This window comes from Mucilaginibacter tolerans (assembly GCF_030519375.1).
GTDB lineage: Bacteria > Bacteroidota > Bacteroidia > Sphingobacteriales > Sphingobacteriaceae > Mucilaginibacter.
The window spans coordinates 1-26435 of the sequence record NZ_JAUMKB010000027.1; the positions used below are offsets into that span (position 1 = coordinate 1).

General features: G+C 42.8%; 23 protein-coding genes. 8 read left to right on the forward strand and 15 right to left on the reverse strand.

The features are described 5' to 3' along the window. Nucleotides 1–85: 85 nt before the first annotated feature. The 4 genes from typA to Q3A68_RS22295 all read right to left on the reverse strand — a co-directional run bounded on the left by typA (nucleotide 86) and on the right by Q3A68_RS22295 (nucleotide 4274). Nucleotides 86–1897 (reverse strand): translational GTPase TypA, encoded by a 1812-nt coding sequence (typA, locus tag Q3A68_RS22280; protein WP_302903357.1) that lies wholly within the window; start codon nucleotides 1895–1897, stop codon nucleotides 86–88. Between the two features lie 220 nt (nucleotides 1898–2117). Further along, entirely contained in the window at nucleotides 2118–2732 is a 615-nt protein-coding gene (locus Q3A68_RS22285) for a class I SAM-dependent methyltransferase (RefSeq protein WP_302903358.1), read from the reverse strand. 66 nt (nucleotides 2733–2798) lie between these two features. Beyond that, nucleotides 2799–3281 carry a nuclear transport factor 2 family protein gene (locus Q3A68_RS22290; RefSeq protein WP_302903359.1) on the reverse strand — a complete coding sequence of 161 codons (483 nt, stop codon included), beginning with the start codon at nucleotides 3279–3281 and terminating at the stop codon, nucleotides 2799–2801. 177 nt (nucleotides 3282–3458) lie between these two features. After that, a complete protein-coding gene (locus tag Q3A68_RS22295; protein WP_302903360.1) occupies nucleotides 3459–4274 on the reverse strand; it encodes an alpha/beta hydrolase in 816 nt (271 codons plus the stop codon). Between the two features lie 133 nt (nucleotides 4275–4407). Between Q3A68_RS22295 and Q3A68_RS22300 the strand changes: the two genes are divergently transcribed. The 7 genes from Q3A68_RS22300 to Q3A68_RS22330 all read left to right on the forward strand — a co-directional run bounded on the left by Q3A68_RS22300 (nucleotide 4408) and on the right by Q3A68_RS22330 (nucleotide 13269). After that, nucleotides 4408–5112 carry an esterase family protein gene (locus Q3A68_RS22300; RefSeq protein ID WP_302903361.1) on the forward strand — a complete coding sequence of 235 codons (705 nt, stop codon included), beginning with the start codon at nucleotides 4408–4410 and terminating at the stop codon, nucleotides 5110–5112. Between the two features lie 68 nt (nucleotides 5113–5180). Then, nucleotides 5181–6281 carry an ATP-grasp domain-containing protein gene (locus tag Q3A68_RS22305; protein ID WP_302903362.1) on the forward strand — a complete coding sequence of 367 codons (1101 nt, stop codon included), beginning with the start codon at nucleotides 5181–5183 and terminating at the stop codon, nucleotides 6279–6281. A gap of 60 nt (nucleotides 6282–6341) precedes the next feature. Then, entirely contained in the window at nucleotides 6342–7439 is a 1098-nt protein-coding gene (locus tag Q3A68_RS22310) for a carboxylate-amine ligase (RefSeq protein ID WP_302903363.1), read from the forward strand. A gap of 94 nt (nucleotides 7440–7533) precedes the next feature. Next, the gene (locus tag Q3A68_RS22315) at nucleotides 7534–8361 is read left to right on the forward strand and encodes a type 1 glutamine amidotransferase (protein ID WP_302903364.1); all 828 of its coding nucleotides are present in this window, start codon (nucleotides 7534–7536) and stop codon (nucleotides 8359–8361) included. 67 nt (nucleotides 8362–8428) lie between these two features. Next, nucleotides 8429–9622, forward strand: a complete 1194-nt coding sequence (locus Q3A68_RS22320; RefSeq protein WP_302903365.1) for a hypothetical protein — start codon at nucleotides 8429–8431, stop codon at nucleotides 9620–9622. 61 nt (nucleotides 9623–9683) lie between these two features. Further along, on the forward strand, nucleotides 9684–9845 hold the full coding sequence (locus tag Q3A68_RS22325) for a FeoB-associated Cys-rich membrane protein (RefSeq protein WP_302903366.1): 162 nt from the start codon (nucleotides 9684–9686) through the stop codon (nucleotides 9843–9845). A 46-nt stretch (nucleotides 9846–9891) separates the two neighbouring features. Then, on the forward strand, nucleotides 9892–13269 hold the full coding sequence (locus Q3A68_RS22330) for a trifunctional glycoside hydrolase family 18/polysaccharide deacetylase/glycosyltransferase family 2 protein (protein WP_302903367.1): 3378 nt from the start codon (nucleotides 9892–9894) through the stop codon (nucleotides 13267–13269). Here Q3A68_RS22330 and ispF read toward each other — a convergent pair whose 3' ends face one another. Both ispF and porV read right to left on the reverse strand, forming a co-directional pair. After that, a complete protein-coding gene (gene ispF, locus Q3A68_RS22335) occupies nucleotides 13270–13752 on the reverse strand; it encodes a 2-C-methyl-D-erythritol 2,4-cyclodiphosphate synthase (protein WP_302903368.1) in 483 nt (160 codons plus the stop codon). It abuts the gene before it with no gap. After that, a complete protein-coding gene (gene porV / locus Q3A68_RS22340) occupies nucleotides 13753–14907 on the reverse strand; it encodes a type IX secretion system outer membrane channel protein PorV (RefSeq protein ID WP_302903369.1) in 1155 nt (384 codons plus the stop codon). Between the two features lie 271 nt (nucleotides 14908–15178). Between porV and Q3A68_RS22345 the strand changes: the two genes are divergently transcribed. Next, on the forward strand, nucleotides 15179–16888 hold the full coding sequence (locus Q3A68_RS22345; RefSeq protein WP_302903370.1) for an SUMF1/EgtB/PvdO family nonheme iron enzyme: 1710 nt from the start codon (nucleotides 15179–15181) through the stop codon (nucleotides 16886–16888). A gap of 96 nt (nucleotides 16889–16984) precedes the next feature. On the opposite strand, the gene Q3A68_RS22350 is transcribed toward Q3A68_RS22345, so the two are convergent. The 9 genes from Q3A68_RS22350 to nuoL form a co-directional block, all read right to left on the reverse strand. Beyond that, nucleotides 16985–17485, reverse strand: a complete 501-nt coding sequence (locus Q3A68_RS22350; RefSeq protein WP_302903371.1) for an acyl-CoA carboxylase biotin carboxyl carrier protein subunit — start codon at nucleotides 17483–17485, stop codon at nucleotides 16985–16987. A gap of 146 nt (nucleotides 17486–17631) precedes the next feature. Beyond that, entirely contained in the window at nucleotides 17632–18291 is a 660-nt protein-coding gene (locus tag Q3A68_RS22355) for a DUF4159 domain-containing protein (protein WP_302903372.1), read from the reverse strand. Further along, entirely contained in the window at nucleotides 18288–18998 is a 711-nt protein-coding gene (locus Q3A68_RS22360; protein WP_302903373.1) for a 16S rRNA (uracil(1498)-N(3))-methyltransferase, read from the reverse strand. Before Q3A68_RS22360 ends, Q3A68_RS22355 begins: the two co-directional genes overlap by 4 nt. Before the next feature lie 11 nt (nucleotides 18999–19009). Then, nucleotides 19010–20350: a hemolysin family protein gene (locus Q3A68_RS22365; protein WP_302903374.1), complete on the reverse strand. Its 1341-nt coding sequence runs from the start codon at nucleotides 20348–20350 to the stop codon at nucleotides 19010–19012. A 7-nt stretch (nucleotides 20351–20357) separates the two neighbouring features. Next, complete coding sequence (locus tag Q3A68_RS22370) at nucleotides 20358–20903, reverse strand: inorganic diphosphatase (protein WP_302903375.1); 546 nt, start codon at nucleotides 20901–20903, stop codon at nucleotides 20358–20360. A gap of 24 nt (nucleotides 20904–20927) precedes the next feature. After that, nucleotides 20928–21569, reverse strand: a complete 642-nt coding sequence (locus Q3A68_RS22375) for a DedA family protein (protein ID WP_302903376.1) — start codon at nucleotides 21567–21569, stop codon at nucleotides 20928–20930. A 57-nt stretch (nucleotides 21570–21626) separates the two neighbouring features. Beyond that, entirely contained in the window at nucleotides 21627–23006 is a 1380-nt protein-coding gene (locus Q3A68_RS22380) for an NADH-quinone oxidoreductase subunit N (protein ID WP_302903377.1), read from the reverse strand. A gap of 11 nt (nucleotides 23007–23017) precedes the next feature. Then, nucleotides 23018–24508 carry a complex I subunit 4 family protein gene (locus Q3A68_RS22385; protein ID WP_302903378.1) on the reverse strand — a complete coding sequence of 497 codons (1491 nt, stop codon included), beginning with the start codon at nucleotides 24506–24508 and terminating at the stop codon, nucleotides 23018–23020. A 24-nt stretch (nucleotides 24509–24532) separates the two neighbouring features. After that, nucleotides 24533–26434, reverse strand: coding sequence for an NADH-quinone oxidoreductase subunit L (nuoL, locus tag Q3A68_RS22390; protein ID WP_302903379.1), 1902 nt, complete (start codon nucleotides 26432–26434; stop codon nucleotides 24533–24535). Nucleotide 26435: the final 1 nt, after the last annotated feature.

Here is a 26435-nt window from a genome sequence, read left to right on the forward strand (position 1 = left end):
ACATCTTTGGTGGATGTTTGAGTTTTTAACAACTTTTGTATCATCAATAATAGTCAACCTATTTTAGGACCTTACATTATATAAATTACTGATTCACAAACTTCTTCGCATTTACTTTCCGTTCATTCTCGTTCAGATATATTTTCCGCAAACGGATGCTTTGTGGGGTAACCTCGATATACTCGTCAGCCTGGATATACTCCATTGATTCTTCCAGCGAAAATTTAATAGCCGGTGCTATCCTTACGTTGGTATCGCTTCCTGATGCGCGCATGTTGGTTAACTGCTTGCCTTTGGTCAGATTGATCACCAGGTCGTTATCGCGAATGTGCTCGCCTAAAACCTGTCCTTCGTAGATATCTACACCCGGATCGATAAAGAAACGGCCTCTGTCCTGTAATTTGTCAATAGCAAAAGCTGTGGTTTTACCAGTATCCATGGATACCAAAACGCCATTTAGGCGGCCCGGGATACTGCCCTTCCATGGCTCATATGCTTTAAAACGGTGAGCCATAATGGCTTCGCCGCCCGTAGCCGTCAGAACGTTATTACGTAAGCCAATGATACCGCGGGCAGGAATATCAAATTCCAAATGCTGCAAATCGCCTTTTGGTTCCATCACCAGCAGGTCGCCTTTGCGCTGCGTTACCAGTTCAATTACCTTACCGGCAACTTCTCCGGGTACATCTACTATCAGCGTTTCAATTGGCTCGCATTTAATCCCGTCAATTTCTTTTATAATTACCTGTGGCTGGCCTACCTGTAATTCATAGCCTTCACGGCGCATCGTTTCGATCAATACTGATAAATGCAGGATACCACGGCCATAAACCAGGTATGAATCCGGCGACTCCGTTTCGATCACTTTTAAGGCAAGATTTTTTTCCATTTCTTTCAGCAACCTGTCGCGCAGGTGGCGTGAGGTCACAAACTTGCCCTCCTTGCCAAAAAACGGTGAAGTATTGATGGTGAACAGCATGTTCATGGTAGGCTCATCAATCTTGATTACTGCCAGTTGTTCCGGTTTTTCAAAATCAGCAATAGTATCGCCTATATCAAACCCTTCGATACCTACAACTGCACAAATATCGCCTGAACTTACTTCTGTTGCCCTTACTTTACCTAATCCTTCAAATGTATAAAGCTCTTTTATTCTTGATTTTTGGATGGTACCATCACGTTTTACCAACGATACCGGCATATTTTCCTTAATGGTTCCCCTGGCTACGCGACCGATAGCGATACGGCCCACAAATGAAGAATAATCCAGGGATGTTATCTGCATCTGCAGAGTACCTTCAGCAATCGGAGCCGGAGGGATATTTTCCAAAATGGCATCCATCAGCGGAAAAATATCTTCCGTAGGTTTTTTCCAGTCGGTGCTCATCCAGCCTTGTTTTGACGAACCATAGATCACCGGGAAATCCAGCTGATCTTCAGTAGCTTCAAGGTTGAAGAACAGTTCAAATATTTGCTCATAAACTTCTTCAGGGCGACAGTTTTCCTTATCCACCTTGTTTACTACCACAATCGGTTTCAAACCAAGCGATAAAGCTTTCTGTGTAACGAAGCGGGTTTGCGGCATAGCGCCTTCAAACGCATCGCACAGCAACAGCACACCGTCAGCCATTTTTAACACGCGTTCCACCTCGCCGCCAAAGTCGGCGTGACCAGGAGTATCGATGATATTGATCTTAACATCTTTATAGCGGACCGAAACGTTTTTTGAAACGATGGTGATACCACGCTCGCGTTCCAGATCGTTGTTGTCGAGGATGAGTTCACCTGTCTCCTGGTTATCCCTGAAGATGGCGCAACTGTGTAAAATTTTATCAACCAGCGTAGTTTTACCGTGGTCAACGTGTGCGATGATCGCTATATTTCTAATTTTTTGCATGAAAATGCCGCTCCTAAATTTGGCGCAAAGGTACGGTTAATTAATCAGATTCGGAAGTGTTAGCCTGACTATTAAAGGAATAATGATGTAGGATTAACAATTGAGGTTGGCGATTTGAGTAGCAGTGGTAGGAGGTAGTAGCGGTAAATTACCTAAACGTCGGAGAGGAAATCAAAGCTCATCCCCATTTTCCATGCCGCCGACATATGAAGCGCTGGAATTATAAGCCTTTCCTCAAACACCAGGTCGTCATAGCTCTTTTATTCTGAACGTTGGTAGTTTTAATGGGCTCGTGCAGTTGGGCGCCAAGGGCTTGTGTACGATCAAGTAAAAACTGCAGATTGACCAGGAAACGGTCGGAGCCGTCGGGCAAATGATGGCGGCCATTACCCAGCGGCAGTACGAGGGTTTCGATACCGATATCCGAAGCCAGCCGGGCGAAGAAATACCCCCCGGGTTTCAGAACCCGCCATATGGAGCGCATCATTTGGTCGAAATGATCCTGACTATCGGCAAAATGAAGTACGGTATTGCAGATCACCAAATCGAAATAAACATCTTCAAACGGCAGGTCTTCGACGAGAGCTATTTTGAAATTATCGGGTGAATTACCTGGCGATAATTTTTGGGATAATGCTTTTACAGCCTTAACGGCTTCAGCGTCGGGATCGATCCCATAAACTTCGAAACCATTTTGCAACAGGTAGACCAGGTTGCGTCCGCCGCCGCAGCCAGCATCCAAAACCTTGCGGCAATTATCATATGTACCTTTCAGCAATTGATCGAACAGGTAGATATCGATATTGCCGAAACTTTGCTGAAGGGTTGACATCATGAGAAATGTTATAGCGCTAAGTTAGGAAAATAACTTGCGGAATGATTTGACCTTTCGCCTCAAAAATCAATGCAAACTAATCACCCTCGTTACCTGCCAGCTATCCCCTTTTTGCTGCCACACACAAATAAACTTATCAGGTTTGGACAAATTGTTATTTTCCTGGTGATTAATAAATCGGTGTAGACCGATCTCTACCGCACCATAGCCGGCAATAGGGTAAACTTCTATACTTCCCGGTACGAGTACTCGGGTCACTTTATCACAGATGTTTCTTTTGATGGCATCCAGCAAGTCCTTTTTAGAGGTGGTTAAGCCCCCTTTATCGTGGTAAAACTCCAGGTTATCGGAAAATATCTTAGCTTGCGTTTCCATATCGCAGCTGTTATAGGCGTTAAACAGCACGCTGTCCATGTGTACAATCTTGGCGTACAACTCTTTGGATTCGGGAATGTATTTGTAGCCTTCCTGTGCTCGGGCAGTCAAGCCAACAGAAAACAGGATCACTGTTAGCAGAGTTACGAGTTTTCGCGTTTTGAAAGTCTTCATCAGTTGCTATATCATTTGATTAGCAAAATACATAATACTGCCAATGATTCCAACCATGTGCCAATTGAATAACCATTTCACAATCAGTATTTTACCCAAAAAACAATTTTATACCCGTGCGTTTTCGATACAGGAGGCGTACGTTTTTGATCTTGATGTTTTATAGTTGGGTTGATATTACCTTCCAAATGCCCACATCAGAAACTTGGGTATAGCTTCCGCCCAGGTAGCTACGTTGTGCGATCCGCCAACCATTTCAAGGTATTGAATATCTGCGGGGCGATTGTAGCCTTTGTTTTCCAATTCCTTTATCAGGTCGATCGTATCATCAATGGAGTCGATAATGCCATTTTTGTTCCTGTCGGCAGTTTCATCTTTGGTACCAGTTTGCAGCCAAATTTTTAGGTCGGGCTTGCTGACGGTATTACGGACGATGCCGTGCATAATGCGGTCGTTATCGGTATAGCCCTTACCTAATTCTTTGCTCCTCCACCAGAATGATCCGGAGAATACCCCTACTTTGTTAAAAGCCTCAGGATAATGCCAGGTGATATCCATAGCAGATAATCCACCTAAAGAAAATCCAGCGAAGGCGGTGTTATCAAAATTAGTGATGCCCGTTTCTTTTTTTATGGCGGGTAGTAATTCGGTAACAATAAACCTGGTATAAGCTGCTGCTTTAGAGCCGCGCTGTTTAAAATCGGGGATACCAGCGGTTCCGTACTCCTGCAAACGCTCGTCGCCTGCATGTATGGCCGCAACCAACACTGGCTTTATAGCTCCGTAGTTATATAAATTTTCGAGGCTTTCTTTTATTTTCAGATTATCTGCTTCCTGGCCGTCATTTAACAATAACAGGTTGATAGGCCCAGCAACTTCAGTTTCTTCGGGCAGTAATAATGTTATGGTAACCCCTCTTTTCAGAGCGTCAGAATCAATGGTTATTTTGGTTTCCGTCAGGGTCATTTCGTTCTCAATCCAACTCAAATACATCTCTTTCAAAATATTACAAGGGGGCAAAAATAGGTTTTCTCGATTTATTAAGTGACATGGTGTGAATAATTTGACAGAATGTTGTCTTTTTAAATCAAAGCAATTAACTTACACATACTAAAGCAGCTACACTTTGACAGAACAATATCACAAATGGTACTCGCACAGCCTGGGCCTCGATGTGGAGATGCTGATTTTCGGCACACGCGGCTATCCGGTTATACTTTTCCCGACTTCACAGGGCAGATATTTTCAGAATAAAGATGAAGGTTTGATCGAGTCGGCACGATGGTTTGTGGAGGAAGGATTAGTGAAGATTTACTGCCCCGACAGCTTGGACTGGCTCACCTGGTACAACAAAGGCATCCACCCGGCCGACCGGGCAAGGAATTATAATTTTTACGATAAAATGCTTTACGAAGAGCTAGCCCCCTGGGCCATGCAGGAAACAGGCGTGAATAAAATAGCCACCGCCGGATGCAGTTTTGGCGGATACCATGCAGTCAACTTTGGATTAAAGCATCCTGACAAGACCGGGCACATCTTCAGTATGAGTGGAGCCTTTGACGTGAAACAGTTTATGGATGGTTTTTATAATAACGACGTGTTTTATAATAACCCGCCCGATTACCTGCCTGGCAGCGACCGCTGGGAGCTATGGCAGATGAACATCATCCTGGGTACGGCTGAACATGATATTTGCAGGGCTGATAACGACCGGTTGTCAAACATTTTACGGCAGAAAAATATCAACCATTGGCTGGATGTACGCGGTATAGGCGACCACGACTGGCCCATGTGGCGGGCTATGTTCCCGCATTATTTGAGTACTATCTGATAGGTGTAAGATATGAGATATCTTTTATAGTTTAGAAATTAGGATTCAGAATTTTAAACAACATACCCATGAAAAAAATAGGCATTCTTTTCGGCCAGGAAAATTCATTTCCACATGCTTTTGTTGAACGGATCAACCAAAAAGCAGAGAAAAATATATCGGCAGAATTTGTACGCATCGACAAGGTGATGCAAGCCGAACCATTGGATTATGCGGTGATCATCGACCGCATATCGCAGGACGTACCTTTTTACCGGGCAACACTTAAAAATGCTGCCATCTGTGGAACGGCAGTCATCAATAACCCTTTCTGGTGGAGCGCTGATGAGAAATTCTTCAATAATGCGTTGGCTGTGAAGATCGGTGTGCCCGTTCCTAAAACAGTTATTCTGCCATCAAAAGAATTACCAAACGATACCACGGATCAATCCTTTCGCAATCTGGCATATCCGCTGGATTGGGATGGCATATTCAACTATGTAGGATTCCCAGCTTATATGAAACCATTCGACGGCGGGGGATGGAAGGAAGTTTATAAGATATCCAGCATGGACGACCTGTGGCCAAAATACGACCAGACCAAACAATATGTGATGATGCTGCAGGAAGAGATTATTTTTGACGATTATTTCCGCTGCTATTGCATTGGCGGAAAGCATGTGCGCGTTATGCAATATGAGCCCCGCAATCCGCATCACCTGCGTTACGAGCACGGTAAAGCGCCAGCTGAAAAGAAATTGTTGGAAACTGTAAAAGATTATGTCATCAAACTGAATAAATATTTAGGCTATGATTTTAATACCGTTGAGTTTGCGGTGCGGGATGGGGTACCTTATGCCATCGATTTTTGCAATCCCGCCCCGGATGCCGAAGTGACCAGTGTAGGCCAGGAAAACTTTGACTGGGTGGTAGAAACCGCTGCTGACTATGCCATTGAACGCGCAAAAAAACAAAAGGACGGCATGGATAATTTAACCTGGGGCGAATATGTGAAAACCGGTGCAGCCAAAGAGGACCTTTTATCGTCAGAAAAGAAAATTGAAAAGAAGGCAAGTAAACAAGATGCTGAAACAGGTAAAATAGATCATGCTATTACGGCCGAAGGAACCCTCAAAAAAGCAGCGCCCAAAAAGGTATCGGCGAAGCCGAAAGCAGTAGTAAAAAAATAAAATATCGTCATGTTGAACCCGTTTCGGCATGACAATGATAAAGCATAAACCTAACCAATTATGAACGAGTTTACCTTAGGTGTTGAAGAAGAATTTATGGTGATAGATCCTGTAAGCAGGGAGCTGAAATCGCACGAGCAAAAAATTGTAGAAGGCGCGCAAAAGATACACGAAGATCAGGTAAAGGCCGAAATGCACCAGGCTGTGGTAGAAGTGGGCACGCACATTTGCCGCAACACCGCCGAGGCACGCAAAGAGGTAGGTAAACTACGCGGAACAGTAGCGCAGCTGGCCGGGGAACTTGGCTTGCGTATTGGCGCAGCCGGCACACACCCATTCTCGCACTGGCAGCACCAGTTAATTACCGATCACCCCCGTTATTTTGAGATCGTGGATGAAATGCAGGAGGCCGCCCGTTCAAACCTGATCTTTGGCCTGCACGTGCACGTGGGCATCCAATCGCGCGATTTAGCCATACACATAGCCAATCAGGTACGTTATTTTTTGCCGCACGTGTATGCACTTTCAACCAACTCGCCATTCTGGGAAGGTCGGAATACTGGCTTCAAATCATTCAGGACTAAGGTATTCGACAAATTCCCACGTACAGGCATACCCGATTATTTCAGCAGCATCGAGGAATATGATCGTTATATCAAGCTGTTGGTAAAGACCAATTGCATCGATAACGCCAAAAAGATATGGTGGGATATCCGGGTTCACCCATTCTTTGAGACCATCGAATTCCGCATATGCGATTGCCCTATGCTAATTGACGAGACAATGGCATTTACGGCCCTTTTTCAGGCGTTATGCGCCAAATTGTACAAGCTTCGCCAACAAAACATGTCGTTTATTACGTATAACCGGGCGTTGATCAACGAGAACAAATGGCGTGCTGCACGTTACGGTATCGATGGTAAAATGATCGACTTTGGTAAGGAACTGGAAGTAAACACGCGTGCCCTCGTATTGGAACTGCTGGACTTCGTAGACGACGTAGTAGACGAATTAGGCTGCCGCGAAGACCTGCAATATGTACACAAAATACTGGAGCACGGAACCGGCGCCGACCGCCAACTGGCAGTTTACCAGCAAAATAGTAACTTTGCAGACGTGGTGGATTACATTACGTCACAAACATTGAAGGGAATTTGAAGATAGATATGAGATTTGAGATATGAGATTTAAGATTAAGGCCGCCTGGTTTTGTCTCACACCTCATATCTCACGTCTCATATCTCAGCATAACATGATGAACGAAATCAAAGTAGCCATATTAGATCTGTACGATGGGATACCCAATGAGGGTATGCGTGGGTTCCAGGATATTTTAAAACGCTATAGGACAAAAAATCAGCTCAACCTGAGCTACGAGATATTTGATGTGCGCGGGAAATGCGAAACGCCCGATTATAAGGATTTTGATATTTATATCTCCAGCGGCGGTCCGGGTGACCCGTTGATCACTGAAGGGACACCCTGGGAAAAGGTATATTTCGACCTGATCGACAAGTTGGAAGACCACAACCTGTCTAACCATCCGCAAAAGAAGCATGCCTTTTTTGTATGTCATTCTTTTCAGCTGATGTGCCGTAAATACCAATTGGGCGAAGTGAACACACGCCGTTCACCATCATTTGGTGTTTTGCCTGTGCATCAAACCACAGCGGGTTTAAGCGACCCGATTTTTGATGGTTTAGCCGACCCCTTTTTTGCCGTTGATTCGCGCGTCTGGCAGGTGATCCATCCCAACGAAAAACGCTTTGTCGACCTGGGCATGCAATTGCTGGCAATAGAAAAGGAACGCCCCCATGTCGATTTGCCGCGTGCCATGATGGCTATTCGTTTCAGTGAGTATTTTATCTCTACACAGTTTCACCCGGAGGCGGATGCGATAGGTATGCAGGCTTATCTTTCAAAAGAAGACAAGAAAGGCGAAGTGATAGCTGAGCATGGCCACGACAAATACAACGAGATGCTGGAGCGTTTGGAGGACCCGGATAAAATAATGCACACACAAAATACCGTTATTCCAAACTTTTTGGACCAGGCGGTTTTGAGTTTGCAGGAAGCGTAAGACTGATTGTTTTATTGTTGAAGGGCAGATTTAGAATTTAGTTTTTCGAACTTAGAATTTCCCCCATATGGATCCATCAGCCAGGAAAGCATTCAACGACAACTTTACACCATTAAAGTACGAGCGCTTTTTAACAGCACTGAATGACGGCCTGAAAGAGAAAATTCCTTTTCGCGTAGCAGAAACGCCGATTTTCCTTACAGATGATTTTCGTGATAAGTTATTGGCCGCAGGCGAAGACATTATTAATGTCATACTGCAACCTGATTTTAAACTGCTGACCGAACGCGCGATTCCTGAAAAATGGCGTGTTGCAAATGAAAACGATCATCCACATTTCATCGCACTTGATTTTGGTGTTTGTAAGGATGAAAATGGGCAAATCGTTCCAAAGCTGATTGAATTGCAGGGTTTCCCATCACTGTACAGTTTCCAGGTATATGTTGGCGATCATTATCGTGAAGAATTTGATATTCCTGATAACTGGACCATTTATTTTAACGGGCTGGACCAGGAAGAATACCTCAATCTGCTCAAGAAAACTGTTATCGGCCCTTATCAGCCAGATGAAGTAGTCTTGATGGATGTGAACGCACCAAAGCAAAAAACAGCTGTCGATTTTTACCTCACCCAAAATTACATCGGTACACCTGTTGTGTCGCTAAGTGATTTGATTGAAAAAGATGGTAAGCTGTTTTATGAAGCTAACGGTGGGTTAACCCCTATCAAAAGAATATATAACCGCCTGATATTTGACGAAATAGAAAGTGATCCGGGTATTTTTAGCAAAGCGGTGGATATCCGTAAGCCACTTGATTTGGAATGGATCACTCACCCTAACTGGTTTTATCGCATCAGCAAGTTCACTATGCCTTTTCTGAAAGGAGACTATGTACCCAAAACGCAATTTCTTAATGAAGTAGAGGCTATCCCGGCTGAACTTGAAAACTATGTTTTGAAGCCGCTTTTCTCCTTTGCCGGCCAGGGTGTGATCATTGATGTGACCAAAGAGGACATTGATAAAATAAAGGACCCTGAAAACTGGATTTTGCAGCAAAAAGTGACTTATGAGCCAGCCTTGCAGGCCCCTGATGGCGGCGTCAAGATAGAAATAAGATTGCTTTATTTATGGCCAGATGGGCAAGACAAACCAACGCTTGCTATTAATCTGGGGCGTTTGAGTAAAGGAAAAATGATCGGTGTTCGCTATAATAAAGACTTTGATTGGGTGGGGGGCGCCATTGCCTTCATGCGAAAGTAAAACCTTATACTATTACTGTTGTATATTCGTATATAGATTAGAAATGTATTAAATTTGTGACGTGAATATTCAATTGATCATAGTGGTTTTACTTTTTGCAGCTGCCATCGCTTATTTTGGCCGTTTGGTTTATAAGAGCCTTACAGCCAAAAGCGGATGCGGAACAAACTGTAAATGCGGGGTGGATTTTTCAAAAATTGAAACACCTGAATCAGATAAATAAACACTTATCACAATACCGATTATACTTTTAAGAATATTAAATCTTAATGGCCGAAAAACAGGTTTTTCAAGCTGATACCCCCGGCAGGTGGACGCGTTTTAAATGGCTTAGCCGATTCTTGCTGATCGTTCTTGCTGCCGCTGTTGTTGCTGCTGCAGTTACAGTTACATCCAAACAGTATCCGTCTCTACCAAATCTTAACCCAGCTCCCAAAAAGCTCACCAAAGAGGAATTAGAGCAGTTAAAAAAATCAACCAAGTTTAAAAGTTTCCGGATCGATACAGAAAAAATCGGCGTATTAAGGCGTAATTTAAAAAAACACCAGCTCAAGCATCCGAATAACAAAGACCGCATCAATGCAGCCTTTTACCGGGCGTGGGAGCCACAGGCGTACACTTCACTGATTGACCATATCGGCCGCTTAGACATGGTGGTAACCGAGGGTTTTACCGTTACTCCGGGCATGGACACCATTACTGCTAAAATAGATACCGGTTTAACCAATCTGAACAAAAAATACAAAAAACCTATACTCGTTTCTATTTCCAACTATATCAATTATAATGCTACAAAGGGCGGTTTTGATAGCAAGGATGTATATAGAATTGTAAAGAACAAGAAACTGCGCACCACTTTTATCAATAGCGTCGCTAAGCAATTGGCTAAATACCATTTTCAAGGCATTAACCTGGAACTGGATAATATAAAGGATCGTAACGAGAAAAACTTCGTCGCCTTTCAGAGGGAAATGTACGAGATTCTCCGTCCCCAAGGTTATCTTGTAACCACCAATGCATGGCCTGAAGATGAGCAGTATGACCTTGTAAAATTGGCTCATTTTAATGATTTCCTGTTTATTATGGCTATTGATGAGCATACAGAAGACAGTAATCCCGGCGACTTATCCAACCAGCGCTGGGCCGAAGAAATACTGGATGATGTTTGTACCAAAGTCCCAAGCGAAAAGGTCATTCTTACTGTCCAGGGCGGTGGCTACGACTGGCCCGAAAGCAGTACTGGAAAATCGATCAGTTATCAGCAGGCTATTTCTTTTGCGCAGGAAAACAAGAGCAAGATCACTTTTGACCCGTCCTCGGCAAACTTGCATTATACCTATTTCGACCTGGATAGTTTAGAGCATACTGTTTATTTTACCGACGCAGCCACCAATTTCAACGTGATCCGCAAGGCCGACGATTGGGCAACAGGTGGCGTAGCCTTATGGCGCCTGGGCTATGAGGACCCACGCATGTGGTCATTCTTTCAGAAAAACCTGTCACTTGACTCATTAAGAAAAACGGGCGTTGACATTAAGCGCTTGCAAACTGTTGGTTTGAATAACCGTATCGACTACGCAGGTGAAGGTGAAGTTTTGGATTTGGTAACCACCCCCACGACCGGGCAGATCGACGTGGCGATGGATACTATCAATTATACCGTAACCAATCAACGCTACATCAAACTGCCTACCAAATATGTGATCAGGCGTTACGGCTATGCTCCGGGGAAGATCGTTTTGACATTTGACGACGGCCCGGACCCAGATTACACACCACGTATTCTTGATATTCTAAAAAGAGAGCATGTGCCTGCAGCTTTCTTTGTGGTGGGATCAATGGCCGAGAAAAATATACCCATACTTAGACGTGAGTTTGAGGAAGGATATGAAATAGGCAACCACACCTTTTTCCATCCGGATATATCCACTATTGGCATTCCAAGAGTGAATCTGGAGCTGAATGCAACGCGTAAACTCATCGAGTCGGTTACCGGACGCAGTACTATATTATTTCGTCCGCCGTTCAATGCAGATGCGGAACCGCAAACTCTTGCCGAAGTTATTCCGGTTGCGGAAAGCCGTAATCAAAGCTATATTACCATTGGCGAATCTATCGATCCGTGGGACTGGCAGCCTGGAGTAACAGCCGATAGCATCATTGCCCGTACCATAAGGCAAAAAGATGCCGGCACCATGTTATTGCTACATGATGCAGGTGGCGATACCCGCGAAGAAACCGTAAAGGCATTGCCCGAGATCATCCATTTCTTCAAAAGTCACGGCTATAAGTTCACCACTATCGCTGACGTTTTACATAAAGACAAAGCCGACCTCATGCCACCAATAAGGGATGATGCCAACAGTGGTATTATGGGCACTTTGTACGATATTTTCATCCAGGGAATATTTTTTGGTAATTGGTTTTTTCTTTACCTGTTCCTCACGGCCATTTTTCTGGCGATGGGACGTATTGTACTGATCGGCATATTGGCTGTTCGTCAATATTATGAGGACAAAAAAGACAAAGCTGAACTTCCTCTGGCGATAGATTTACCACCGGTAAGCATTATTGTTCCGGCATATAATGAAGAGGTCACAGCAATTAAAACTATCCAAAGTTTGCTGACACTGGATTACCCGAATTTCGAGATCATATTTGTTGACGATGGGTCAAAAGACAAAACTTACGAGATGGTTAACAATGCTTATGGTAATCATCCGGTAGTAAAGGTTTTCACCAAGCCTAATGGTGGCAAGGCTTCGGCATTAAACTTTGGCATTAGCCATTCACAATATGACTATGCTGTTTGTATCGATGCCGATACCCAATTAAAAAATGACGCCATTTATCATCTGATGACTTACTTTACCGATGAAGAGATTGGTGCAGTAGCGGGTACGGTAAAGGTTGGCAATGAAAACAACATCATTACCCGCTGGCAGGCTATTGAATATATCACAGCCCAAAACATGGACCGCCGTGCTTTTGACCTGATCAACAGTATTACGGTAGTCCCCGGTGCAATAGGCGCATTCCGGAAAAAAGCAATCAAAAAAGCAGGTGGTTTTACTTCGGATACTTTGGCTGAAGACTGCGACCTGACCATGCGTATTCTAAAACAGGGCTATATTATTAAAAACTGTGCTGAAGCTATCGCCTACACTGAAGCACCAGAAACATTGGGAGCCTTATTAAAGCAACGTTTCCGCTGGAGCTTCGGTGTGATCCAAAGCTTTTGGAAAAACCGCGACGCACTGTTTAATAAGAAATACAAATTTTTTGGCATGGTAGGTATGCCTAATATCCTGATCTTCCAGATCATATTGCCACTGTTTTCGCCGTTAGCGGATCTGATGATGATCATCGGCCTGCTTGGTGACAAACCGGGGAAAATATTAGCTTATTACGTAGCTTTTGTAATGATTGATTTCCTGGTGGCTATAATAGCTTTCCGCATGGAACGCGAGGATTACAAGAAGCTCGTGTATATCATTCCTCAGCGATTTATATGGCGCCAGCTGATGTATTACGTCTTGTTTAAATCGATACGCAAAGCATTGAAGGGCGAGTTAAGCGGCTGGGGTGTGCTAAAACGGACAGGTAGTGTGAGCGTAAAAGGGAAAGCAGCCAAAGCCGTGAAGTAATTAAAGCTTATCGATCAGGCAAACTGCATAAGCAACCACGCCTTCTTCGCGACCGATAAAGCCCAACTGCTCGTTGGTTGTGGCCTTTATCGAGATATCTTCTTCGTCTATGCCGGCGGCTTTCGCAATATGGGTTTTCATGGCTGGAATATGTGGATTGATTTTCGGCGCCTCGAGGCACACCATTGCATCAATATTACCAATCGACCAGCCTTTTTCAGTTAGTAATCGCACAACTTCCTGTAACAATATCAGGCTGCTGATTCCACGCCAGCGTTCGTCCTTGTTGGAAAAATGATAACCTATATCACGCAGATTGGCAGCGCCCAATAACGCATCACAAATAGCATGAAGTAGCACGTCCGCGTCGGAATGGCCATAGGCGCCTGAATGATGTTCAAGATTTACTCCACCCAAAACAAAAGGGTGGCCTTCCTTTAACTGGTGTACGTCAAAGCCGAAACCTACCTTTATTTTAGCCATTTACTGTTTGGTGGTCGATCCGAAGTTAGCTGATAAAGAAAATCTTAAAGTATTTGCCAATGGACTGCTTTGCTGACTGGCTGCTATGTACGAGAAATCAAAAGTAAATTCCTGATATTTAAATCCTGTTCCCAGTGTTAAATAATGCAAGCCGCCTTTGTTTGGGTTTTGATAAAGATATCCGGCTCTCACAGCGAATAGTTTATTATACCAGTACTCAATACCAGGAGAAAAGCTTAACTCCTGTATTTCTTCAGTAAAAGAAGCGTCGGTAAATGAACCAAAAAGGCCTGATGGTACAGAAACGTCACTATTAGGTTTAGTTGGTACCAGTAGTTTATTGATATCAAATACAAACGTAACAGAGTTAACATCATCAAGATTGACCATATCGGCAATGCCTATTTTAAGGTTTGTAGGCAAAAAATATTTGGTGCCATCATTAGAGTAGCTAATCTTGGTGCCGATATTAGAGATATTGGCTCCGAATGAGAATGTCGCATCCTTACCAAATTGCTGCGCCTGTGTTTTATAATACATGGAAACATCGGCAGCCAATGCGTTACCAGGTTTTGCCGTCACACCTGATGCAGAATAACCATTTGACAAGTTGGAACGAATATAGCGTGCCGTTAGCCCTAAAGAAAATTCCTCACCAAAAGTTCGTGCGAATGAAGCATCAATGGAATATTCGCTGGATATAAAATTGCCCTGAAAATTTTGAAGGTTATCATAGGCCTGGATTGTACCTACATTAAAATAGCGGATAGATGCGCCGATGGTATTACGTTCGTCCAATTTGTGAGCATAGCCTAAATAAGAAAGCGTCACATCAGGAATAAGCGACCTAAGCCAGGGGCTATAATTAACGGATATATTATCCGGAGATTCAAGAAATGCAAGCTTCGATGGATTCCAAAAGCTGGAGTTTGCATCAGGTGATAATGCAACACCGGCTTCACCCATTGCACCTGAGCGAGAGTCGGGAGTTATTAGCAAGAAAGGTACAGCGGTCTGTATAGCCGTGGCCTGACTAGTCCCGTTAGTATTTACACCGTTACCGCTGTTATTTACTAGTTGTGCAAAAGATAAGGATGGCAGCAAAAACAGTGCAAAAAAGAAAGCTCTTTTTATTTGTAAACAGAAAAAATTCATTTGGTGCAATATAGCTTATTATTTTATAATTTGTGTTAAAACTCCTCAGCGCATCCACGTCGCTTTATTTGAAAATATAATCGGAACAAAGGGGGCCAACATTTACAACTTAAAGCAAAAAAAGTAGATTTGTGTAACTCAATGCGAATTTTTACGTTTAAAGTGGCATAAAGGTTCATTTAGTTTTGATAATGTACCTGAGCTTATTTTAGTTACATTAATTATTAATATAATTTTTTAGATTTACCACTTAATATTAAATAGTAAAAATATGAAAATACTTTTTACGAGAACTGCTTTAGTGCTGATGGGTGTTGGAGCCTTGTTTAGCAGCTGCAGTAAGCGCCAGCAATCGCAAAAAACCGGCATAACTTATAATGATAAGAATAATGGTGGTTATGAACGATTCAAAAACGTGCACCCAGCACCGGGACCCGGCCTTGTTCCGATTGAAGGTGGTACATTTGTAATGGGCGGAAGCGCTGACCAGGATGTTACTTATGATTATAACAATGTTCGCCGCAGGGTAACGGTCCCTTCATTTTACATGGATGATACCGAAGTATCTAATCAGGATTGGCTGGATTACCTGCACTGGATAAGCGTTACTTTCCCTACCGATCATGAGCTTTATTATAATGCGCTGCCCGATACCCTGGTATGGCGCAGACCATTGTCTTATAATGAGCCTTACGTAGATAACTATCTCCGTCACCCGGCATTCCAGGATTATCCTGTTGTAGGTATAACCTGGGATCAGGTGCAAGATTACTGCTCCTGGAGAACCGACCGTATGAACGAAAATATACTGCGTGAAACCAACAGATTAGCCAGTTGGCAGGAAGCATCCGGCAATGGCCCGAAAAGCAAAGGCAAAGGTGGAGCTCAGACACAAGCTGCAATGACGAAAGACCCTTTCAATACTGATATTTATCTGAATGGTCAATATAAAGGCCCGGGTATCGATGGCAAAAATATGATGCCAGACCTTAGCCCTAACGCAAAGCCGGCTACCGGCTCAAATGGTAAAGCAACTGCTAAAGCAACAAGACCAGTGCGTATTGAGGATGGTATATTGAAACAAGGTTACCGTTTACCTTCAGAGGCCGAATGGGAATATGCTGCACTATCATTAATTGGTAATACTGAATTTGAAAATATAAGCGAGAATAAAATTTATCCATGGAACGGCTTAGGTGTTCGTTCACCTAAAAAGAAAACCCGTGGCTTAATATTAGCCAACTTTAAACGTGCTTTAGGCGATAACATGGGTGTTGGTGGTTACCTGAACGATAAGGCTGACATTACAGCTCCTGTACGTTCATTCCCTCCAAACGATTTCGGTTTATACAACATGGCTGGCAACGTGAACGAGTGGGTTCAGGATACCTATCGCCAAACCTCATTTGAAGAGTTTGAAGACTTTAATCCATTCCGCGGTAACGAGTATAAAGATAAGCGCCTGGCCGATCCTACTAAAGGTTTATACGCAAAAGACAAATATGGTAAACCGATAAAAGATCCTGCTAAGGCCGGCAAAAAGATGAAGTACAGCGATCTGATTGCGATGCAGCAAGCCCAGCAACAACAGAATGCTACTCAACCAAATGGCGCCCCGGCTAACGGTCAGCCAAATGGGGCACCTGCTAATGGCAGTGCAGCTTCTGCAGCACCAGCAGGTATCAAATATTCTGGCAGAGCCTATAACCCGGATATGCGTGGTGCAAACGACTCGGTTAACATGGCCTTGTATGGTACAACTACTTTGGTTAACGACCATTCAAAAGTTTACAAGGGCGGTTCATGGAATGACCTGGCTTACTGGTTAAACCCTGCTACCCGTCGCTTTATGGACGAGGACGAATCAAGCGCCGAAGTTGGGTTCCGCTGTGCAATGACAATGGTGGGTGCCCCTGAAATCAGCCCATCAGGCAAACCACACTACAGCGTGAAAAAAGCAAAAGAATTTAAAGCGAAGTAATTAATATTTCCTTCATAAGCAAAAGGTGCACCATAATAAGTGCACCTTTTTTTATTTTATAAGGATACCAGCGTAGAGACGCAATGCGTCCCGTCTCTACTGGAATAATAGTAAAACCTGCCCCTTCTCCACCTTGTCACCTGGCTTAATTTTTATTGATTTAACGGTAACGTCAGCTGGCGATTTGATGATGTTCTCCATCTTCATTGCTTCCAACACAAACAGGTTATCACCTTTCTTTACCTGGCTGCCTTCAGATACAAGTAGTTTTAGTACGAGCCCCGGCATAGGTGCTTTAATATCACTTACCTTATTCGCATTCATAGCGTTCAGGCCCAATTGATCCAGCAGGATATCAAACTGGTCTTGAGCAGTTACTGAATATAGGTTGCCGTTAACTTTTATCTGAGCAATTTTAGCTTCCTTGTCAAAACTAACAACTTCAGCATTATAAGATCTTAGGTCATTAATAATGTGATAACCCGTCTCATTTAGTTGCTGTATATCAGCATTAATCTCTTTATCATTAATAAACAGTTTATCCCGGGTCTTCTCAATTTTATATTCGGCCTTATCGTTTATTTTGAGTTTGTACATGGGCGTTAGAGATTAGTTAGTGAGTGATTAGAGACTAGTTACAAAGCGGTTAATTTACTGGAATTTTTCGACAACGGAATATCAGTTATTAGCTATTTGATTAAAGATTAACTAATTTCTAATCCCCGATCACTAATCTTTCGCCTCTATTGCGTTAAAGCATATTGAACGAGGTTGGCACCCATTTTTAAAGCTTTTGTACGCGTATCCTGGGTATCACCTGCGTAGGTGCCAAAGTCTTCCCACCCGTTGCCCAGGTCACACTCATAATCATAAAAGCAAACTAAGCGCCCTTTGTATATCAAGCCAAAACCTTGCGCCCGGCCACCATCATGCTCGTGAACTTTCGGCAGGCCATTCGGGAAATCATATTTCTGGTGATAGATAGGATAATTAAGGGGCAATTCTACAAAATCAAGCTCGGGAAAAACCTTTTTCATCTGCGGGCGGATGAACTTATCTAAACCATAATTATCACAAATATGCAGAAAGCCGCCACCAGTCAAATACTTACGCAGGTTACGGGCTTCCTGGTCAGAAAAAATCACGTTACCATGACCCGTCATAAAAATAAAAGGATAATTAAATATTTCGGTGCTGCCTACGTCCACCACCTCATCTTCAGGCTGAAAATTAGTCCTTAGGTTTTCATTACAAAATTTGATCAGGTTAGGCAGCGCCGTCCTATCCCCGTACCAATCACCTCCACCATTATACTTAAGCTTGGCCATTTTATAAGTAGGCGGTATATTGAAGCTGCTAAAGCTTAATAACGCTACGATAGCTAAAAATGAAAATGCTTTCATACCCTGTTCAAAAAATTCACTTCGAAACATGCCTCTAACGCTGCGGTCTCTGTTCGTAAACGACTTTCTCCTAAAGTTATAGCTTTAAATCCATTATTTAACGCATCATCTATCTCTTTTGGTGTAAAGTCGCCCTCCGGTCCTATCAAAATTAAATATCTTCCGAATGGCTTCAACTCCTGTTTTAGAGTAAAACGATCCCCCTCTTCACAATGGGCAATGAACTTTTGTCCATCAAAAGGTGCTGTTATTAATTTATTCAAAGCAACGGGCTCATTCAAAAGCGGATGCCATGCTTTTATAGATTGTTTGATAGCTGATGTAATAATCTTATCCAGACGTTCCTTTTTAGCCTCCCTGCGTTCCGAGCGCTGGCAAATGATAAGAGATATTTCATCAATACCTACCTCAGTGGCCTTCTCAAGGAACCATTCCAAACGTTCAATATTTTTTGTAGGTGCAATAGCAATATGGAGGTAATGATTGCGTTTGTGGAAATCCTTTTGTACAGATATGATTTGTAATGTTGTGCGTTTGGGATGAGGGTCAGTAATGGCTGCAGTATAAAAGTTTCCTTTCCCATCAATCAGTTGTATCTTATCACCCGTTTGAAGGCGGAGCACCCGTACACAATGTTTGCTTTCCTCTTCGTTTAGCTGATAAGCGGTGGAAGCAGCGTCAATATCCGGTGTATAAAAGAGTTGCATTTCCGGGTGGTTTAATGCCGGTCGACAATATCTTCAGCGTTAAGTAGTAGTTCGAGCTTAACAGATTCAATATTCTGATCGGATTTTTTTAGTACGGTAATATTATATCCGTTAGCTTCTTTTTGCTCACCCACGTCAGGTATCTTACCAAAAATATCACCTAACCAACCCGAAACAGTATCATAGTCCCCGTCTTCAGGCAGGTCATGCGGCAAATGGCTGTTGACATCATATATGGGGGCGAGCGCATTAACGATAAATTCGTGTGCATTTACGATCTCTACTATCGGACGCTCTTCATCATATTCATCCTGGATCTCACCTACCAATTCCTCCACTATATCCTCCAATGTTACCATACCGGCTGTACCGCCAAACTCATCCAATACAATGGCAATCTGTATGCGTTTTTGCTGCAATTCTGCCATCAGGTCGTTTATCTTTTTCGTCTCGGGGATGAAATAAGGCTTACGGATGATCTCTTTTAGCACAATATCCTGGTGGCGCACCAATAATGGAAGTACATCTTTGGCGTGAACAATACCTACAATTTTATCTATCGTATCATCATAAACAGGCATACGTGAATATCCTTCGTTGATGATCATGTCCAGCAGTTCTTCCTTATCAGCATTAATGTCAATACCGTATATTTTTGTCCGCGGAACCATGATGTTTTTCACCACGCGCTCGTTGAACTCGAATACATTCTGTATCAGTTCATGCTCGGTTGAATCGAGTGCTCCGGTTTCCTTGCCTTGTTCTAAAAGCAGCTGTAGTTCTTCTGAGCTATGGTGAGCTTCACCTTCAAATTCTTTAATCCCAAGCATCTTTAATATAACACCTGCAAACCTGTTCAACACCCAAATAAGGGGCCTGAAAACAATAAAGAAGAAGCGTAATGGTGTTGACACCGCAAGCGCTGTACGTACCGAGCGCTGAATAGCGATATTCTTAGGAGCAAGTTCGCCAAATACGATGCTCAGAAAAGTAATAAGAATGAAAGCGATAACGCGGCTAAGTGTAATAACAAAGCTCGAGGTGATAACCACGCCAAACGACTTGAACACTGAAAGCATAATAGTAGTAAAAACCTCCTCACCAAACACACCCAAACCAAGGGAGGCTATGGTAATACCCAACTGTGTCGCAGCCAGGTAACCGTCAAGGTTACTCATAATACCGCGTGTAATCTTGGCTACCCTGCTGCCGGTTTTCACTTTTAATTCTATTTGTGAGCCGCGCACGCGAACCAAAGCGAACTCAGCGGCCGTGAAAAATCCGTTGAGCAGCACCAGCACGCCTGTAAGAAAAAGGTAAAAATAATTAATCGTTGTTCCGGCAGGATCCATTAATCAGTTATTGGTACGACGGGAAAGTGGACTTATAAAGCTCCAGGCTTTCGGTAATTACTTTGTGAGCATAACGCACACCCAAAAGGTGCTCGATGGTTACGTTTTTGCCTTCCAGTTTCTTATAATCCTGGAAGAAACGAACAATTTCTTTCATAGCATGTGGCGGCAACTCGTTCAGGTCATTGATGTAATTTACAGACATATCATTTTTTGCTACCGCGATAATCTTATCATCCTGTTCGCCATTATCTACCATATGCATCACGCCTACCACCTTAGCTTCGATGATCGACATCGGGAATACGTCAACAGAACATAATACCAGGATATCCAGCGGGTCGTGATCGTCGCAGTAAGTTTGTGGAATAAAACCATAGTTTGCCGGATACATTACTGAGGAGAAAAGAACGCGATCCAGTTTCAATAATCCTGATTCTTTATCTATTTCGTATTTGGCTTTTGAGCCTTTTGGTATTTCAATTATAGCATTCACCGTCTCAGGCATATTATCGCCCGGAGAAACCTGGTGCCAAGGGTGTTGTGTACTCATTATATATTTTATAGTTAGAAAATTCTATTCCGTGGTTCCTGTCTTAAAAGCTTTCTTCAAATAAGCAATCAGCAACGGTATAGATGTTATTAAAATTAACCCCAATATCACGTATTTCAGGTAGTACTTAATTTCGTCAGGATATTTTTTCCCCAAAAAGAATCCTGCTAAAGTTAAGGTGCATACCCATGTTGCGCTTCCTATAATATTGAATATGGTGAATTTTCTGAAATTCACCTTAACCACACCCGCAAAGATAGGAGCAAAAGTTCTAATTATAGGGAAAAATCTACCTAAAACCAGCGCCATACCTCCGTACTTTGCGTAGAACTCTTCGGCCATGGCTACATAACGTTTCTTGAAAAACAAGGATTCATTACGTTTAAAAAGCATTGGCCCGGTCCGGTAGCCAAACCAATAGCCCGCATAATTACCCAAAATACCCGCTCCCATTAGCGATAACAGCAATACAACGATACTTACATCAAGTATGTTTGTAGCACATAGCAATCCTGCTAAAACCAGCAAATAATCCCCGGGTAAAAAAAAGCCGAAAAACAAGCCCGTCTCGGCGAAAATAACAACAAGCAAAAGATAAAAACCTCCTTTGCTTATGATGGATTGAGCGTCTGTTAAATTTTGAAGATGTTCCCAGAATTGTTCCATTCACTATCACCGTAAAACTACTAATATAAAATCAATTAATAGTATGCTCCTTACGGATTAAATGAGGTTTGAGATAAAAGCCGGATAAACACCTATAACGATGGTCACCAAAGCAGCTAACCCTAAAACAAAGTTAAAGTATCCAGGTACGCTCACCTCTTCGCGGTCGCTGCTGCGGAAATACATAGCAATGATCACTCTGAAATAATAGAATATACTGATAATAGCATTGATAACCGCAAGGATAACCAGCGTAGTATGGTATTGCTCCAAGGCTCCTGAGAACACAAAGAATTTACCGATGAAGCCTGCAGTAAGCGGGATACCGGCCAATGATAACATAGAAATAGTCAGTACCAATGCCAGGAATGGGTTCCTTTTCGCCAAACCGTTGAAGGTATCAAAATTATCGCTGCCAGTCTGCTGATGTACCAGTATCAATGCACCAAAAGCTATAATGGAAGCAATTGAATAAGCAGTAGAATACATGAATACCGAGTTAGCAGAACTTGCTCCAAGCGCTACGATCGCAAATAATAAATAACCTGCGTGCGATATACTAGAGAATGCCAGCATGCGCTTAAAGCTTTGCTGATACAACGCGGTTATATTACCGATGAATAGCGTAATAATTGTAATGATCAGCAACGCCGGCACCCAGAATTCAGACATCGGAGCGAAACATACAGAGAACAACCGCAGGAAGGCGGCAAAACCAGCCGTTTTTACTACTGTTGACATGAAAGCCGTAATTAACGTTGGCGAGCCTTCGTAAACATCAGGCGTCCAGAAATGAAATGGCGCAGCACCTACTTTAAAGCATAGTCCAACAATAATCAGCATAATGCCAGTACCTAATAATGGGTCAATGCCCTTTGGGTGCGTTACTACCCAATCGCGGATGGCCTGCAAATTAAATGAGCCCGTTGCACCGTAGATCAGCGTTATACCAAATAACAAAAAGCCTGTTGAGAATGCACCCATCAGGAAGTATTTTAAAGACGCCTCGTTTGATGCAAAATCGCTTTTTTTGATACCTGCCAGGATATACAAGCTTACCGACATAATTTCGATGCCTATAAACAGCATCGTTAAATTGTTGTATGAAAGCATGACAATTATACCCGCCAGTGAGAACAGAATAATCGCATAATACTCGGCAACATGTGTGCTTATCTTTTCAAAATATTCTTTTGAAAGGAGCAATATCAATATGGTTGAAGCAATGGTAATTACCGAAAATGCTACCGAAAAGTTGTCAAACAACATCATACCATGGTAAATCGGCTGAAGGCCTTTTCCCCACTGCATTACTGATGTTGCCAATGCCGCAAGTAAACCTATAATCGTAACCGGCAATAACGCGCCTTTTGCTTTATATAATCCTAAATACAAAAGCAGTATAGGTAAAACAGATAATATTATTAAGGTGTTCATTCTCTAAAATCTTACATTGGTTTTACCGGCATCAATTTGCCTTGTACTAAATGTATTAATTGGTTCACACTTGCCTCAGACAGATGTAATATAGGCTGTGGATACACTCCTATTACAATAATCAGAGCACATATAATAACAAGCACGAAAACTTCAGACCCGCTGATATCAGTAAATGTTGCGGTTAATGCGTTGGTTTCGCCCTGCATCACGCCTTTATACATTCTTAACATATAAACCGCGCCGAATATCATAGTTAAACCAGCTACAGCAGCTACCCATATGTTATACTGGAAAACGCTATTTAATAACAGGAACTCACCGATAAAACCGTTGGTAAGCGGCAGTGCCACTGTACCCAGTGTAACGATCAAAAATGCAATTGCAAATTTAGGCGCTACCTTGGCTATACCACCCATTTCGCTTATTTCACGTGTATTCAACCGGCGACTAATGATATCCCATACAAAGAATAAGCCCACTACGTTGATGCCGTGATTCAGCATTTGAATCATTGCGCCCTGCAACCCTTGTGAAGCCCATACAAATGAACCGTCAGGACGCGTAAAAGTAAAGAGCCCGGCAGCTATTAAGCCCACGTGGGCAATTGATGAATAAGCTACCAATCGTTTACCATCTTTTTGTTTAAATGCAATAACGGAAGCATATACAATGCCAATTACTGAAAGTATCATGGCCAACGTTCCCCATTGCTGAACACCAAGTGGTGCAATAGGTATGAGCCAACGGATAACACCGTAAATACCCATTTTCAGCATAATACCTGATAACATCATGGTTCCGGCTGATGGCGCTTCGGTATAGGTATCTGGCTGCCAGGTATGGAAAGGGAATATCGGCATCTTGATGGCAAATGCCAGAAAGAATGCCCAGAATATCCAACTTTGCTGGCGGGCGTCCAGCGTAAGATCATAAAATGCATGCAGATCGTACAGTTTTGCCGGTGTTTGCATATACAGGTAGATAATACCCAATAACATACATAATGAACCTGCAAACGTATAGATGAAGAACTTAATATTGACGCGGATACGGTTTTCACCACCCCACATAGCGCATATAAAGTAGATCGGGATCAATGCAGCCTCCCAGCCAACGTAAAATAAAAATCCGTCGAGCGCTGTAAACACAACCAGCATACCTGCCTGCATAAACAGGATCAGAGCGTAAAACAAACTCTTATACTGATGCTTGAAGGTAGTAAGGATGATCAATGGTACGAGCAGGGTACTCAATATCACCATAATCATGCTGATACCATCAATCCCTGCATTAAACCAAATGCCGATTTTAGGCATCCACATGGAATTAACACCGAATTGTATAGTGCCGTCAGGAACAAACTTGCTTAAGAAATATCCTGCAACAGCCAGCTCCGCTATAGAAAAGGCAAAAGCAATAAATTTGGCCACCTCGCCTTTAAATAATAGAACAACAAGTGCTGCAACAATTGGCAAAAAAAGTAAAATACTAACTGTCATTTCTTATATCGTAAACGCTTATTGTTATATCTTAACCAAACTAAATATTAATATGGCGATTATACCCGCCACCATCATAAAGATGTAAAAGCCCACATTACCCGACTGTAAAAGCCTTAATCCTTTGCTCGATTTTATCGACAACTTACCTAATCCATTTACAAGGCCATCTATAGCCAACAAATCAATCACTTTATAGAAAAATACGGATAAGGCATCCAGCGGCTTACGGATCAACCAATCGTATATCTCATCAATATAAAATTTGTGATACGACAAGCTTACCGGCCCCGGACGCTCTTCTGTATCGGCAGCAGGCACATGCCCATTCTTTACATATCTTAAATAGGCATAACCTAAAGCGATCACGGCAAGAACAACAGATGCCGCCATTAACGCATATTCTGTAGAAGCAACCGCTTCCTTATGCACTGATACAGCCGCTGATGGCGCAAACACAGGGGCCAGGAAACTAGCAAGCCAGTGATGACCGCCCAAAACTTCCGGAATACCAATAAAACCACCCACAACAGATAGCACTGCCAGTACGATCAATGGAATTGTCATAGTTTTTGGCGACTCATGCAAATGATGTTCTTGTTCAGAAGTTCCGCGGAATTTGCCATAGAAAGTAAGATATAGCATCCTGAACATATAGAACGAGGTGAACATTGCGGTGATAGCACCAATTACCCACATGGTTGTACTGTGCTCAAATGCCGCAGCCAATATTTCATCTTTCGAGAAGAAACCGGCAAACGGTGGAATACCCGATATGGCAATGGTACCGATCAGCATTGTCCAGAAAGTTACCGGTAACTTGCTTTTCAGTCCACCCATCATGCGCATATCCTGTTCATTGCTCATGGCATGTATAACAGAACCGGCGCCAAGGAATAACAGGGCTTTGAAAAACGCATGAGTCAACACATGGAAGAAAGCGCCAGTATAAGCACCTACGCCCAAACCCAAAAACATATAGCCCAACTGCGATACAGTTGAATAAGCAAGTACCTTTTTAATATCTGTTTGCGAAAGGGCGATCAATGCCGCCAACACTGCCGTAGCTAATCCGATCACGGCTATAATATTCATGGTGATCGGCGACATAGCAAACAAGGCGTTTGACCTGGCCACCATGTAAACACCCGCAGTAACCATGGTTGCTGCATGTATCAAGGCTGAAACCGGGGTCGGGCCGGCCATCGCGTCAGGCAACCAGGTAAACAATGGTATTTGGGCCGATTTACCAACGGCACCCACAAAAAGCAAAATTGTAATCAGAGTAAACGGTACTTCATTTGGGTTCATGTGGATCGCCTTTGGAAATATATCCGAAAAAGTGATACTGTTGAAATAACCGATAATTACAAATAAACCGATAATGAAACCTAAGTCACCGATACGGTTCATGATAAAAGCTTTTTTAGCAGCATCCGCATAATCAGCATTGGTATACCAGAACCCGATGAGCAGGTAAGAACATAATCCTACACCTTCCCAACCGATGAACATTACCAGATAATTCGATCCCAAGACCAGCAATAGCATGAAGAACACGAACAGGTTGAGATAAGAGAAAAACTTACCAAACCCTTCATCATGGTGCATATATCCTACAGAATACAAGTGAATAAGAAAGCCTACGCCGGTTATGATCAATAGCATTAGGGCGCTAAGTTGATCCACCAAAAAGGCAAACTGCACTTTAAATGCATTAACGCTGAACCAATCGAATACGGTTACATTGATCGGACCTGACGATTTTACCTGCAAAAATGCAGCTAGGCTCAAACCAAAAGAAATCAGAATAACTAAGCTGCCTATAAAACCTATAACTCCTTTTGAGAAGATATTTCGGCCGACACCGTTAATAAGGAAACCGGCTAGAGGTAATAAAGGAATAAGCCAGATGTATTTATCCATG

Bases quoted from the DNA above. Each gene is read 5' to 3' on its own strand.
- typA (WP_302903357.1), bottom strand. From the start codon at position 1,897: ATGCAAAAAATTAGAAATATAGCGATCATCGCACACGTTGACCACGGT.
- Q3A68_RS22285 (WP_302903358.1), bottom strand. From the start codon at position 2,732: ATGATGTCAACCCTTCAGCAAAGTTTCGGCAATATCGATATCTACCTG.
- Q3A68_RS22290 (WP_302903359.1), bottom strand. From the start codon at position 3,281: ATGAAGACTTTCAAAACGCGAAAACTCGTAACTCTGCTAACAGTGATC.
- Q3A68_RS22295 (WP_302903360.1), bottom strand. From the start codon at position 4,274: ATGTATTTGAGTTGGATTGAGAACGAAATGACCCTGACGGAAACCAAA.
- Q3A68_RS22305 (WP_302903362.1), top strand. From the start codon at position 5,181: ATGAAAAAAATAGGCATTCTTTTCGGCCAGGAAAATTCATTTCCACAT.
- Q3A68_RS22310 (WP_302903363.1), top strand. From the start codon at position 6,342: ATGAACGAGTTTACCTTAGGTGTTGAAGAAGAATTTATGGTGATAGAT.
- Q3A68_RS22315 (WP_302903364.1), top strand. From the start codon at position 7,534: ATGATGAACGAAATCAAAGTAGCCATATTAGATCTGTACGATGGGATA.
- Q3A68_RS22320 (WP_302903365.1), top strand. From the start codon at position 8,429: ATGGATCCATCAGCCAGGAAAGCATTCAACGACAACTTTACACCATTA.
- Q3A68_RS22330 (WP_302903367.1), top strand. From the start codon at position 9,892: ATGGCCGAAAAACAGGTTTTTCAAGCTGATACCCCCGGCAGGTGGACG.
- ispF (WP_302903368.1), bottom strand. From the start codon at position 13,752: ATGGCTAAAATAAAGGTAGGTTTCGGCTTTGACGTACACCAGTTAAAG.
- porV (WP_302903369.1), bottom strand. From the start codon at position 14,907: ATGAATTTTTTCTGTTTACAAATAAAAAGAGCTTTCTTTTTTGCACTG.
- Q3A68_RS22345 (WP_302903370.1), top strand. From the start codon at position 15,179: ATGAAAATACTTTTTACGAGAACTGCTTTAGTGCTGATGGGTGTTGGA.
- Q3A68_RS22350 (WP_302903371.1), bottom strand. From the start codon at position 17,485: ATGTACAAACTCAAAATAAACGATAAGGCCGAATATAAAATTGAGAAG.
- Q3A68_RS22355 (WP_302903372.1), bottom strand. From the start codon at position 18,291: ATGAAAGCATTTTCATTTTTAGCTATCGTAGCGTTATTAAGCTTTAGC.
- Q3A68_RS22360 (WP_302903373.1), bottom strand. From the start codon at position 18,998: ATGCAACTCTTTTATACACCGGATATTGACGCTGCTTCCACCGCTTAT.
- Q3A68_RS22365 (WP_302903374.1), bottom strand. From the start codon at position 20,350: ATGGATCCTGCCGGAACAACGATTAATTATTTTTACCTTTTTCTTACA.
- Q3A68_RS22370 (WP_302903375.1), bottom strand. From the start codon at position 20,903: ATGAGTACACAACACCCTTGGCACCAGGTTTCTCCGGGCGATAATATG.
- Q3A68_RS22375 (WP_302903376.1), bottom strand. From the start codon at position 21,569: ATGGAACAATTCTGGGAACATCTTCAAAATTTAACAGACGCTCAATCC.
- Q3A68_RS22380 (WP_302903377.1), bottom strand. From the start codon at position 23,006: ATGAACACCTTAATAATATTATCTGTTTTACCTATACTGCTTTTGTAT.
- Q3A68_RS22385 (WP_302903378.1), bottom strand. From the start codon at position 24,508: ATGACAGTTAGTATTTTACTTTTTTTGCCAATTGTTGCAGCACTTGTT.
- nuoL (WP_302903379.1), bottom strand. From the start codon at position 26,434: ATGGATAAATACATCTGGCTTATTCCTTTATTACCTCTAGCCGGTTTC.